The sequence below is a fragment of the Roseinatronobacter sp. S2 genome, assembly GCF_029581395.1.
Classification (GTDB): domain Bacteria; phylum Pseudomonadota; class Alphaproteobacteria; order Rhodobacterales; family Rhodobacteraceae; genus Roseinatronobacter.
The window spans coordinates 3,217,119-3,229,119 of record NZ_CP121113.1 but is presented as its reverse complement, the minus strand read 5'-3'; the positions used below and the strand labels follow the sequence as shown (position 1 = coordinate 3,229,119).

11 protein-coding genes and 1 riboswitch are annotated in these 12,001 nt (G+C 61.5%); of the genes, 4 read left to right on the top strand and 7 right to left on the bottom strand.

Annotated elements, in window-relative coordinates:
- Nucleotides 1-37: 37 nt before the first annotated feature.
- From P8S53_RS15565 to P8S53_RS15555, 3 genes are all read left to right on the top strand, one after another.
- Entirely contained in the window at nucleotides 38-787 is a 750-nt protein-coding gene (locus tag P8S53_RS15565) for a 4Fe-4S dicluster domain-containing protein (RefSeq protein WP_277804891.1), read from the top strand.
- Nucleotide 788: 1 nt separating this feature from the next.
- The gene (locus P8S53_RS15560) at nucleotides 789-1,661 is read left to right on the top strand and encodes a DmsC/YnfH family molybdoenzyme membrane anchor subunit (RefSeq protein WP_277804890.1); all 873 of its coding nucleotides are present in this window, start codon (nucleotides 789-791) and stop codon (nucleotides 1,659-1,661) included.
- A gap of 116 nt (nucleotides 1,662-1,777) precedes the next feature.
- Nucleotides 1,778-2,143, top strand: coding sequence for a Fur family transcriptional regulator (locus tag P8S53_RS15555; protein WP_373418530.1), 366 nt, complete (start codon nucleotides 1,778-1,780; stop codon nucleotides 2,141-2,143).
- A gap of 218 nt (nucleotides 2,144-2,361) precedes the next feature.
- On the opposite strand, the gene P8S53_RS15550 is transcribed toward P8S53_RS15555, so the two are convergent.
- From P8S53_RS15550 to P8S53_RS15540, 3 genes are read right to left on the bottom strand one after another with little or no spacing between them, the layout of a single operon-like run.
- On the bottom strand, nucleotides 2,362-3,054 hold the full coding sequence (locus P8S53_RS15550; protein ID WP_277804888.1) for an ATP-binding cassette domain-containing protein: 693 nt from the start codon (nucleotides 3,052-3,054) through the stop codon (nucleotides 2,362-2,364).
- The gene (locus P8S53_RS15545; protein ID WP_373418529.1) at nucleotides 3,041-4,612 is read right to left on the bottom strand and encodes a thiamine/thiamine pyrophosphate ABC transporter permease ThiP; all 1,572 of its coding nucleotides are present in this window, start codon (nucleotides 4,610-4,612) and stop codon (nucleotides 3,041-3,043) included. Before P8S53_RS15545 ends, P8S53_RS15550 begins: the two co-directional genes overlap by 14 nt.
- Nucleotides 4,609-5,586, bottom strand: a complete 978-nt coding sequence (locus P8S53_RS15540; RefSeq protein WP_277804886.1) for a thiamine ABC transporter substrate binding subunit — start codon at nucleotides 5,584-5,586, stop codon at nucleotides 4,609-4,611. The genes P8S53_RS15545 and P8S53_RS15540 overlap by 4 nt, the downstream gene beginning before the upstream one ends.
- A gap of 43 nt (nucleotides 5,587-5,629) precedes the next feature.
- Nucleotides 5,630-5,733, bottom strand: a riboswitch (TPP riboswitch).
- Nucleotides 5,734-5,823: 90 nt separating this feature from the next.
- On the opposite strand from P8S53_RS15540, the gene aroC reads away from it, so the two are divergent.
- Entirely contained in the window at nucleotides 5,824-6,942 is a 1,119-nt protein-coding gene (gene aroC, locus P8S53_RS15535) for a chorismate synthase (RefSeq protein ID WP_277804885.1), read from the top strand.
- Between the two features lie 343 nt (nucleotides 6,943-7,285).
- Here aroC and P8S53_RS15530 read toward each other — a convergent pair whose 3' ends face one another.
- The 4 genes from P8S53_RS15530 to P8S53_RS15515 all read right to left on the bottom strand — a co-directional run bounded on the left by P8S53_RS15530 (nucleotide 7,286) and on the right by P8S53_RS15515 (nucleotide 11,818).
- A complete protein-coding gene (locus tag P8S53_RS15530) occupies nucleotides 7,286-8,140 on the bottom strand; it encodes a hypothetical protein (protein ID WP_277804884.1) in 855 nt (284 codons plus the stop codon).
- Nucleotides 8,141-8,207: 67 nt separating this feature from the next.
- Entirely contained in the window at nucleotides 8,208-9,668 is a 1,461-nt protein-coding gene (der, locus tag P8S53_RS15525) for a ribosome biogenesis GTPase Der (protein WP_277804883.1), read from the bottom strand.
- A 100-nt stretch (nucleotides 9,669-9,768) separates the two neighbouring features.
- The gene (locus P8S53_RS15520) at nucleotides 9,769-10,989 is read right to left on the bottom strand and encodes a PQQ-like beta-propeller repeat protein (protein ID WP_277804882.1); all 1,221 of its coding nucleotides are present in this window, start codon (nucleotides 10,987-10,989) and stop codon (nucleotides 9,769-9,771) included.
- Nucleotides 10,990-11,167: 178 nt separating this feature from the next.
- Nucleotides 11,168-11,818, bottom strand: a complete 651-nt coding sequence (locus tag P8S53_RS15515) for a hypothetical protein (RefSeq protein ID WP_277804881.1) — start codon at nucleotides 11,816-11,818, stop codon at nucleotides 11,168-11,170.
- Nucleotides 11,819-12,001 lie beyond the last annotated feature (183 nt).

Here is a 12,001-nt window from a genome sequence, read left to right as displayed (position 1 = left end):
CCTTGCCATCCGGTCAGGCACCAAAGGGCCGCACCATATGACCAGCCTTCCTGCGCAAACCAGCCGCAAGCTGGGCCTTGTCATTGATCTGGACACCTGCGTGGGCTGTCATGCCTGTGTGATTTCGTGCAAGGGCTGGAACACCGAAAACTATGGCGCGCCGCTTTCGGATACGGACGCCTATGGCGAACACCCCGAAGGCACATTCCTGAACCGCGTTCATACATTTGAGGTGACACGCGACGCGGCCCCGCCGATGGTGGTGCATTTCCCAAAATCCTGCCTGCATTGCGATGATGCACCTTGTGTCACCGTCTGCCCCACAGGTGCCAGCTATAAGCGCCATGAGGACGGGATTGTGCTGGTCAATGAAACCGATTGTATCGGGTGCGGGCTGTGTGCATGGGCCTGCCCTTACGGCGCGCGCGAAATGGATGCTGCGGCAAAGGTCATGAAAAAATGCACCCTGTGTGTGGACCGTATCTATAATGAAAACCTGCCTGCTGATGACCGCGAACCCGCCTGCGTGCGCACCTGCCCCGCAGGGGCGCGTCATTTCGGCGATCTTGGTGATCCTGACAGCGATGTGTCGCGCTTGGTCGACGAACGCGGCGGGTTTGATCTGATGCCGGAGCAAGGCACAAACCCTGTGAACAAATACCTGCCGCCGCGCGGGCGCGACACATTGCAGGCCCCCGATCTAGCCAGCCTGTGCGATGCCGCACCTGACACTGCCACCGCCACGGGCTTCCTTGGCTGGCTGGACCGCACGCTGGAGAAGCTCTGACATGCATCCCGCCCCGTCGCTTATTCTGTTTACGGTGCTTTCGGGCCTTGGGTTCGGGCTGCTGGTGTGGTTGGGCCTTGGCCTGTCCGCGCCATTGGGGGCAAGGGCGTTCATCCTGTTCGGCCTTGGATATGGTCTGGCGGGTGCCGGACTGATTGCCGCTGCCTTTCATCTTGGCCACCCTGAACGCGCACTCAAGGCATTCACGCAATGGCGTTCAAGCTGGTTGTCGCGTGAAGCGGTGTTGTCTGTGGCCGCATTGCTGGTAATGGCCCCGCATGCCGCCGCATCGGTTTTTTGGGGCATGCCGCTGCCGGTTCTGGGGTGGATCGGGGCTATGCTGGCCTTGGTCACGATCTTTGCGACTGCGATGATCTATGCGCAGATCAAGGCGGTTCCGCGCTGGCACCACGCCAGCACCCCGCCGGTTTTCGTTGTCGCTGCTTTAGCGGGCGGGGCGCTGGTCGCGGGTCTGGCATCGGTGGCATTGTGGGGCATGCTGGCCCTGTCGGTTGCCATGGTTGTGCATTGGGTCGCAGGGGACCGGCAGTTTCGCGCATCGGGGTCCGACAGCGGCACAGCAACGGGTTTGGGCAGTCTTGGGCGCGTGCGACTGTTGGAGCCGCCACATTCCGGCCAGAACTATCTGCTGCGCGAAATGGTCTATGTGGTGGGGCGCAAGCACGCCCATAAACTGCGCCTGATCGCGCTGGGCTTCGGCGCGCTTTTGCCGGCCTTGCTGTTGCTGGGGCCTGTCAGCTACATATCTGTTGCCCTGGCCCTTCTGGCCCATACCGCAGGGATGTTTGTGCAACGCTGGCTGTTTTTTGCGCAGGCAGAGCATGTTGTGGGCCTGTATTATGGCAAGCGTTAGCAGGATTGGCGGTTTTCAGCGCGGCCGCTTGCGGGTAAACTGTGGCAACCAAGTGAAGCAGGACAGCACGCGTGAGCAAGACAATCCTTGACCGACTGGAAGCGCAGGGCCTGCGCATGACCGACCAGCGCCGCACCATTGCGCAGGTGATCGAGCAAGCATCGGATCACCCCGATGTCGAGGAATTGCATGCGCGCGCCAATGCGCTGGATTCCAGAATTTCGCTTGCGACGGTATACCGCACGGTCAAGCTGCTGGAAGAAGTGGGCATTCTGGACCGGCTGGAATTCGGCGATGGCCGCGCCCGTTTTGAAGACAGCCAGCGGGACCATCATGACCATCTGATTGACATGGACACCGGCGAGGTGATCGAGTTCTGCGATCCTGAAATCGAGGCATTGCAGGAAAAGATTGCCCGCCGCCTGGGCTATCATTTGCACGGGCACCGGCTGGAATTGCTGGGGCGCAAACTTAAGGGGTAGCGCATCCTTGGCGGGGCATTCGGGCATGAAAGCACGCGTTGGTTTTGCACGCCGTATGCATGGGTGATCACGCCATTTGGCACGATACGGCTGGTGGAATATGGCCTGAAGGGGATGCGCAAAGGCGCGGAGCAAAGGGCTTCAGCCCGCCGCTGGAGCGGGCTTTGTCCAAGCTGCAACGACCCAAGCTGATCCTGCCACGCCATGAACTGGCAATTTCACCCCAGATAGTCGCGCAGCGCGGGTGGCGGGTTGTCCAACAGGTCCGCAGTCGGGAACGGGCCGGTGGCGTGCCCGTCCGCCACCAGAATTGTCTGCTCTGCAATCGCACGCGCATCGCCCACATCATGGGTCACCATCAGCAGCGTGATATTGGTTTCCGCGCAAATATCGCCCACAAGTGTCAGCATTTCGGCCTTTAGGGCTGGGCCAAGTGCGGAAAACGGTTCATCCAGCAACAACAGCGGTCGGGCACGCAGCAACACGCGCGCAAGTGCCACGCGGCTTTGCTGTCCGCCCGACAGTTGTGCGGGTTTGCGCGCCCCAAAACCCAACAGCCCGACGCGCCCCATCGCCATATCTATCTGTGCGCGCTCTGTGGTGGTCACCCGCAATGACGGCTTTAAGCCCAATGCGATATTCTGGAACACATTCAGATGCGGGAACAGGTTGTTGTCCTGAAACAGTGTCGAGACGGGCCTGCCCGACGGGCCAAGCGCTGTCAGATCTTGCCCGTCCCATATGACATGCCCTGCTGACACCGGCACAAACCCCGCGATCGCGCCCAGAAATGTGGACTTCCCAGCCCCGGAAGGCCCGATCACGGCCGCGCGCGTGCCCGCCGGCACGCACAGATTGGCGGTCAGGCTGAAATCATCCTGCCGGATTGTCACGCCATCAAGCTTCAGCATGGCCGCGCCCCCATCGGTCAAAGGCCCAGAACAGCCCAAGGCTTGCGCCCAGCAAGACCAGCGCCGCACCGGCGGCGTCATCCAGTCTGTAAGCGGTCATCAAACGGTAAAGCTGCATAGGCAGTGTCGCCCCTTCGCGTTCAGCAAACAGCATGATCACCCCCAGATCGCCCATCGACAGCGCGGCGGTCAAACCTGCGGCAAACCCCAGCGGGCGGCGCAGGCGTGGCAGGGTGACAATGCGCAACCGTGCCCACCCGTGCAGGCCCAAGGCATCAGCCAGCCTGCCTTGTGTGCAGGTGATGTCGCGCAAGGCAGGCAGGATCAGGCGCAGCGCAAAAGGCATGGCCATTCCGGCATTTACCAGCATGGTCACCACAAGCGCAAAATCGCGCGGATTGGCCAAGGGCTGGATCAGCAAAAACAGCCCCGTGCCGATAACCAAGGGCGATGCGGCAAGTGCGGCCAATCCCAGCCATTCCAGAAACGCGCCGCCGCGAAATGCCAGCACAGCATGCGCGAGCGCCAGCGTCATGGCCAGTGTCACGGCCGTGGCCCCCAGCGCCACCAAAAGCGACCGTCCTGCGGCCTGCCACACTTCAACGGGCAGACCCGCGATATGGGGCAGGCCGCGCAAGGTGATCATAGCCAGCGGGACCAGCAAGAACAGCGCCCCGCTGACAATCAACGCGCTGTCCCATGACCGCAACGCTGCCCCGCCTGTGTCAAAGCGCTGCACAGGCCGGTCCATACCCCCGCCCAGTGCAGACGGTAGCGCCACCCGCCACGCGACCAGCCCCGCCACTGCGCATAGCGCGAATTGCACCAAGCCCAGAAGGGCCGCACGTCCCATGTCATAATCAAACCGAAACGCCTGATAGATGGCCAGTTCCACCGTCGTTGCCCGCGGGCCACCCCCCATCGTCAGGGCCACTGAAAAGCTGGTCAGGCAGATCAGGAAAATAACCAGAAACGCGCCGGGCAACACTGCGCGCAGCATCGGGACTTCAAGCTGGCGAAAGGTGTCTTGCGGGCGAAAGCCAAGCGACGCCGCCAGCCGGAAACGTTCCGCCGGGATGGCGGCCCAACCTTGCAGCACAATCCGCGTGGCCAGTGGCAGGTTATAAAATACATGCGCCAGCACCACACCATGCAGGCCGAAAATATTGAACCGCGCCAGTCCCAGCCCCTCCAGCCCCTGATTTATCAGGCCGGACCGGCCAAACACCGCCAGCAACCCCAGCACCGCAACCAGCGTCGGCAGGATAAACGGTGCCCCCATCAGCGTAATCAGCAGCCCGCGCCCCCTGAATTGCCGCCGCGCCAGCGCGCGCGCAACCGGTATGGCCAGTGCCACCGACAGCATCGCCGACAACACAGCCTGAACCAGTGTAAACCGCACCGCCGCCCAGTCGGACCCGCGTAGCGCGCTGAACCCTTCGGCCCGCACCGCCACAGCGCCCAATGCGCCGAAATTCAGCACCAGCAACCACAGCGCGACCAGACTGCCCGCGATCAGGGTGAACAGCCGTGCAGCACTGGCCGCGTTGCGCGTCACCGCGTCATGCCATCCAGCCAATGCGAAAGTGCCGGTGTGCGGCGGTCATCGGCCAACTCTTCGGTCAGGAATATGGCTTGATCCGGCAGGGGCAGGTCGCGGAACACCTGCGGCCAGTCCGCGTGCGGCAGGGCAGAAGGGTAAGACCAGTTTGCCGTTGCAATCATGGACTGGAATTCCTGCGACAGGATGTATTCCATAAACTGCCGCGCCAGATCGGGTTGCTGCGCGCCCGCCAGAATACCGGCAGCTTCGGCAATGAAATAATGCCCTTCTTCAAATATTGCAGCCGCCTTGGTGTCATCATCTTCTTCGGCAATGTGATAGGCAGGTGACGTGGTGTAGCTTAGCACCATATCCGCTTCACCATCGGTGAACATGCCGTAAGCTTCCGACCAGCCAGCGGTAACCGTGACCGTCTTGGCCGCAAGGTTTTGCCAGATCCTGTGCGCGTCCTCGCCATACAGGTGGTCAACCCACAGCATCAGGGCCAGCCCCGCGCCCGACGAACGGGGGTCTTGCCAGATCAGTGAAATATCATCCCGTTCAATCAGTTCTGCAAAGCTGGCAGGCGGGGTTTCCAGCCGTGTGCGGTCATAGACAAAGGCCGCATAGGACCAGTTGAAGGGGATGAAGCTGTCATCTTGCCAGTCAACCGGCACGGTCAGCGGGGCCAGATCCTGCCCATGTGGCACAAACAGGCCCGACTGGCGTGCGCGCAGCAATTCATCCGTGCCCAAGCCCATGACCAGATCGGCCTGCAAACGCTCCCCCTCCAGCATCAGGCGGGGCAGAACGTCGCCGGTGCGATACTCCAGCGTGCAATCGCAGCGGTCCTCGAACCCTTGCTTGATGGCGGGGCCGGGGCCCCAGCTTGACCCGAAATAGTCGGGGGCCAGCACGGTCAATGTGTCGGCCTGCGCCGCACCTGTGATTGCCAAGGCTGCCACTGCCGCGAAATGGAAACGTATCATCTGTTCAATCTCCTTCATTCACGACGGGCGGAGATTGCAACGGGCGCTTGCCCGCAACCTTCCCTCCGCCGGTCTGAACCGGGTCAGGTTCAACGGGTCCGCGATAGTCGCATCTCAGCCTGCAAGCAGGCACCCCGAGGTGACACACCACTTAAGTGTTTTCGCCTGTCGCGGCAAGTGCGGCGCTTGAGCCTTGCGCGCCTTGGCGCTAAGTGTTTTCCCAAAGGAGTGCCGCGCATGAGCTTTAATACATTCGGCCATATCTTTCGTGTGACCACATGGGGCGAAAGCCATGGTCCGGCCCTTGGGGCCACTGTTGACGGCTGCCCCCCCGGCGTGGCGCTGGATGCGGCCATGTTGCAGCGCTGGCTGGACAAACGCAAACCCGGACAGAACCGCCACACCACGCAGCGACGCGAACCTGACGAGGTGGAAATTCTGTCAGGCGTTTATGAGGGGCAGACCACCGGCACGCCCATTCAACTGATGATCCGCAATATTGACCAGCGGTCCAGGGATTACGGCAATATCCTTGATACATTCCGCCCCGGCCATGCCGATATTACTTATTTCCAGAAATACGGGTTGCGCGACCCGCGTGGGGGCGGGCGGTCTTCTGCACGCGAAACAGCAGCGCGCGTGGCTGCGGGTGGTGTGGCGCGCGCTGTTCTGGATGCACTGGTGCCGGGGCTGAGCATTGCGGGATATATGGTGCAGATGGGGCCGCACACCATTGACCGCGCGCGCTTTGATCTGGACGAGGTGGCGCGCAACCCGTTCTGGGTGCCCGATGCGCAAGCCGCGCAGGACTGGGCGCAGGCGCTGGACCAGATTCGCAAGGATGGCAATTCCGTGGGCGCGGTGATCGAAGTGGTGGCCGCAGGCGCACCTGCGGGGCTGGGCGCGCCAATTTATGCGAAGCTGGACACGGAACTGGCCGCCGCGATGATGTCCATCAATGCGGTCAAGGGCGTGGAAATCGGCGCTGGCATGGGGGCTGCGGCGCTGACTGGCGTGGAAAACGCCGATGAAATCGAGATGGGACCGGATGGCCCGCGCTACCGGTCCAACAAGGCAGGCGGCATTCTGGGCGGGATTTCAACGGGGCAGGATATTGTCGTGCGTTTCGCGGTGAAACCCACATCATCCATCCATACGCCGCGTGCATCTGTCACGCGGGCGGGCGATCCGACAGATGTGGTGACAAAAGGACGCCATGATCCTTGCGTGGGCATTCGTGCCGTTCCCGTGGGAGAGGCGATGATGGCCTGCGTTTTGCTGGACCATCTGCTGATGCAGCGCGCGCAGACGGGCGCGCTTGGCCCGGTGGGGCAGATTGGGCCGGCAGCGCAGTAATTCGTGTTTGGCTGCATCGGGGGGGCAGTGCTGTGGAATGTTTGCATAACTCCCCTGACGGACTGAAATTGGCCTTTTGCTGCCCTTCACACTTGAACAAAGCCCGCGCCAGCGGTGGGCCGGGGTCTGCCGGTCCGACGCCAGTGAAGTTCACTTTATGCAGGCGGCATACTCCTGTCTTCAAAGGATTGAATCACCATCAGCGGAATCGGCAGGCCGCGGGACGGCCCACCGATGGCGCGGCGGGCTGCGCCCTTGATTCCGCGCCTTGGGAATCTCCCCAATGACCGCTTCAGGCCACTACCCACCACCATCAGTGATGTTTCCACCTGCTGCAATACGGTCAGTGACCAGAGGCCCGCGCTTCCGGGGCTTGGGCCACCACATCCGCAACAAGCTGTTGCAGCCAGCGTGCCAGTGCAGGGTCCGGCGTGGGGGTGCGTCCCAGCCCCAAGGGCACATCCAGTGGGCTGCGCCCGTAGATGACCGCATAATGCGCCAAGGCCATGACATAGGCCCCCAGATCATTGACGTGAATCGCATCGCTGAACAGGGCATCCATGCTGGTCAGGCCGGGGGCCGTGCCCGCATCAATCGCGTCATAAATTGCAGTCATAATGCGCGGTCCGGGTATCATGACCATTTCGGGCATCCCATCGGGGCGGTTCTGGTTCACATGGTCGCGGATTTCCAGCCAGCGGTCCTGTTCAACCTGCAACCGTTCGCGAAACTGGATATGCGCTTCCGCAGTGTCATCGCCAGCGCCCGGCCCGGTGTCGCGCGTGATCCATGTGGCATAGAGCACCGTTTGCGCCCCGTTTTCCCATGCATGGCGCACCCATCGCAGCGCTTCATCTGCGGAGTTATGATAGCCCATCGTGTTCAGAAGTGGCACGCGTTCCGTCAGCACCAGCAGATCGTAACTGGCCATCCCGGTGCGGGCATCCACAGGTTGGGCCGTGTTGTTCCAGCGCCAGTCCATAGGGCTGCCGGGAATGGTGGAGCGGTCAATAACCGCCCCGCGCCCGCCCGTTGCGTGCACCATCGGGCGCAGCATGTCGGGGATGGGATCGGTCAGCGAATGGCCCGACATGACCACACGCGCATCCAGCGGCATATCAGCACGGGCGGGCAACTGGACAAGGCCCAGACAGAACGCGACTAATCCAACCGCCAGCTTATACACGCCCATGCCCATACATTTTGCCCTTCATTCAATCCATGATTATGGCAGATACTGGTTAACAACCTGATAACGGCGCGGTTCAGTCGGCCTTGCGGCCTTGCAAATGCTTGCGCAGCTTCGATGGCGGTGCTTTCTTGCGGCCCTTATAGGGGTTCTTGTCTGATTGTGAGCGCATGAACATCCGGATAGGCGTGCCCGGCATGTCAAAGCTGTCGCGCAGGCTGTTGACCAGATAACGGCTGTAGCTTGCGGGCAGGTCTTCGGGGTTGGAACACATGACGACAAATCCCGGCGGGCGGGTCTTGGCCTGTGTCATGTAGCGCAGTTTGATGCGCTTGCCGCCCGGTGCGGGGGGCGGGTGGGCCTCGATCATGGCGGCCAGCCATTGGTTCAGCCGGGCAGTGGGCACACGACGGTTCCACACTTCATGCGCGCGCAGCACGGCGTCATGCAGCCTGTCCAGCCCTTTGCCTGTCTTGGCCGAAATGGTGACAAGCGGCGCGCCTTTCAATTGCGGAAGCAGCTTTTCAAACCCCGTGCGCAGGGCTTTCAGCTTGTCCTGCTTCTCATCTTCCAGATCCCATTTGTTGACTGCAACCACAACGGCCCGCCCTTCGGATTCGGCAAAATCCGCGATGCGCAAATCCTGCTGTTCAAAGGGAATCGCGGCATCCAGCAACACCACCACAACTTCGGCAAAACGCACGGCGCGCAGCCCGTCGGCCACAGACAGTTTTTCGACCTTGTCGATAACACGCGCCTTTTTGCGCATGCCCGCAGTATCAAAAATGCGCGTGGGCGTGCCCAGCCAGTTCATCGACAGTGAAATCGAATCGCGGGTGATCCCGGCCTCTGGCCCGGTCAGCAGACGGTCTTCGCCCAGTATCTTGTTGATCAGTGTTGACTTGCCTGCATTGGGCCGCCCGATGACAGCAACCTGAAGGGGGCGTTTCGCGCTGGGGGTGAAATCTTCGGGCGCGTCGTTTTCGCCCTCTGATACGTCCAGATCGGTTTCGGGTGCGTCTTCTTCTGCGCGTTCTGCATATTCATCAGATAGCGGGCGCAGGATGTGATAAAGCTCGTCCAGCCCTTCGCCATGTTCGGCAGACAGGCGCACAGGTTCGCCAAGGCCAAGGCTGTAGGCATCCAGCACACCACCATCAGCGGCGCGCCCTTCGGCCTTGTTGGCGGCCAGAATGACATGATCGGCGCGTTTGCGCAGAATATCGGCGAACATTTCATCGGTGGGGGTAATGCCGGTGCGCGCGTCCACCATGAACAGGCAGATATCGGCCATGTCGACGGCGCGTTCGGTCAGGCGGCGCATGCGGCCCTGAAGGCTGTCGTCGGTGACTTCTTCCAGACCAGCGGTGTCAATGACGGTGAAGCGCAGATCACCCAGCTTGGCGGCCCCTTCGCGCAGGTCGCGCGTTACACCGGGCTGGTCATCGACCAGCGCCAGACGTTTGCCGACAAGGCGGTTGAACAGGGTCGATTTGCCGACATTCGGCCTGCCGACGATTGCGAGAGTGAAGCTCATATGCCCCTCCGGGGAAAGCGTGATGGCCCCGCACAGGGGCCATCAAGGAAACTGGGTCGCACCGCAGGGAAACACCTGCTGGCGCGCAGGATTATTGGTATCAGCGATAGGCGTTCAATCGTCCATCGCTGGACAATACATAAAGTGTGCCGCCCACAACAATCGGACTGACGGCTGCACCGCCGCGCAATTCGATTTGTCCATTCAATGCGCCGGATGCAGGGTCGAACAGCCGGATCAGGCCGTCATTCGATGCCACCACCAGACGCCCGCCTGCCAGAACAGGGCCGTAATGGGCAAAAATCTCGGCGCGGCGACGTTCGCGGGTCTGGGTGTGCAAGGGCAATGGCTGCGCCCAGATGAATTCACCATCGCGGCTGTTCAGCCGGACAAGGCGGTTGCGGTCAGACATCAGAAATACCGACCCACCGACAGGCCAGACAGGCCCATAGGCCGCTTCATCGGCGGTCCAGATGCGGCTGCCGTCGCGGGTGTTCAACGCCATGACACGGCCGGACTGGTTGCCCACAAAGACTTGATCCCCCTGAACGACGGGGTCACCGGTCACATCGGTGACCTTGGCATAGCCAACCCCGATGCGGGTGCCTGCAATCACTGTGCGCCACATGGTCTGGCCTGTGTCGCGCCGCGCGCCAATCAATTCACCGGCAGGGGTGGGGAACAGCACCAGATCACCCGCGATTGCGGGGGCCGCGCCGCCAACCATGCTGGCTGTTGACGGTGTGCCGGACAATTGCCAGTCAGTCTGGCCTGTGGCGGCATTGATCGACCAAGCCGTGCTGTCGGATGCTACGACATAAACCCTGTCACCGGTAACTGTCGGCGCGCCTGTCAGGGGCGCGTCGAAGGTTTTGGTCCAGATAACATCGCCGCTGCGCAGGTCCAGCGCGGCCAGAACACCGAAAGCGGATGTGACATACAACCTGCCATTGGCAATCGCCAGGCCCCCGCCCGATGCGGCATCGCCGCTGCGGGTGGTTGCGGGCGTCAGATCGCGGGTCCAGGCCAGTTCACCCTGCGTGGTGACCGCCGCGACCTGCGCGCGACTGTCCAGTGTGTAGATCAATCCGCCACTCGCCACAGGTTCGGCGGTGATTCTGTGGCGGCGTCCTTCGCCCTGACCAATCTGGACAGACCAAAGCGGTTGCAGGCCGCCAGAAAGTGCCGGATGGGTAATGCGCGTGCTGGGGGTGCCCAGCCTGTGTGTCCATTCGGCATTACTTGCGGTTGCAGGCAGGCTTATCGGCGCGGCCCGGTTGCTGGGGGCTTCACCTGCGCCTTCTGCAAAAGGAGCGCGCAAGGGGAAGCGTTCCCCTTCGAGGATGAATCCGCGGTCACAAGCGGCAACAAGAGTGCCGAGGGCAAGGATGCTCGCGTATGTCCAGAGTTTCACCATGCACTCCTATAAATCTGGTCCGAAAGGCCGGTTTGTGGAATTTTGCCCGCAGGGGCAAGGCCCTTATATCTGGTTGCGTGTATCAGTTTGCGGCGGGATCACCACCCAAGGCAATGATTAGTTGTGTTGCCCGACGCCTCAGCGCGTCCGACACGTCGGATTGTGACAGCAAGTCGGTCAGAATTTCAATGGTTCTTTCAGGATTGCCCTGTTCCAGTTGCAGCAGGGCAGTCTGTTCCAGTGCAAGTGGCCGGAACGGCCGGCCTGGTTGCGCAAGCCCGGCAAGAATGGAGTCGCGATCCGTCAGGGGAATATCGCTGCCCCCTGCAATAACGTATTTCAACGCGGCAAGCTGGCGGTAGGAGTCGGTCAATGCGGTGTCTTCAGATGCGGCGCGCAAGGCATCGAGTGCTGCCGCGCGGTCGCTTTCAAACAATTCGCCCGCGCTTAGCAGGCTTAGCACGCCTTGCTGCGCGCCAGTCGCGTCAATTTGCGACAATGCCTGAACGCGGTCTGCGGATGCATCGTTTTCAAGGGCGGTCAGAACCGCATCGCCAAATGCCTGCGCGGATGCGCGATCAGTGGCCTTGCGCCATTCGTTCCATGCCGCACCCCCGACAATCAGCGCCACCACCACCACGGCGATCCAGCCATAGCGCCGCAGATAGCCGACCATACGGTCGCGGCGCAGCTCTTCGGTGACTTCATTGATGAAACTGTCAGGATTGCTCACGCAGCACCTCGTTGGAAAAAACAACACACTCTTACCGCGAAGCAGGGGGAATTGCCAAGCCCTGCGCAACATTGAGGCGCAAGAGTTGAAACCTTGCAAACATTCTCTATGTTAATCGCGTAAACATCACTTGTGCTTTACGCTTGTCATGTTTAATCCGAACCCGTCAGTTCAGCGTATATC

What these genes read in the sequence shown, in the direction of transcription:
- P8S53_RS15565 (WP_277804891.1), top strand. Translation starts at nt 38, where the DNA reads ATGACCAGCCTTCCTGCGCAAACCAGCCGCAAGCTGGGCCTTGTCATT.
- P8S53_RS15560 (WP_277804890.1), top strand. Translation starts at nt 789, where the DNA reads ATGCATCCCGCCCCGTCGCTTATTCTGTTTACGGTGCTTTCGGGCCTT.
- P8S53_RS15555 (WP_373418530.1), top strand. Translation starts at nt 1,778, where the DNA reads ATGACCGACCAGCGCCGCACCATTGCGCAGGTGATCGAGCAAGCATCG.
- P8S53_RS15550 (WP_277804888.1), bottom strand. Translation starts at nt 3,054, where the DNA reads ATGCTGAAGCTTGATGGCGTGACAATCCGGCAGGATGATTTCAGCCTG.
- P8S53_RS15540 (WP_277804886.1), bottom strand. Translation starts at nt 5,586, where the DNA reads ATGATACGTTTCCATTTCGCGGCAGTGGCAGCCTTGGCAATCACAGGT.
- aroC (WP_277804885.1), top strand. Translation starts at nt 5,824, where the DNA reads ATGAGCTTTAATACATTCGGCCATATCTTTCGTGTGACCACATGGGGC.
- P8S53_RS15530 (WP_277804884.1), bottom strand. Translation starts at nt 8,140, where the DNA reads ATGGGCATGGGCGTGTATAAGCTGGCGGTTGGATTAGTCGCGTTCTGT.
- der (WP_277804883.1), bottom strand. Translation starts at nt 9,668, where the DNA reads ATGAGCTTCACTCTCGCAATCGTCGGCAGGCCGAATGTCGGCAAATCG.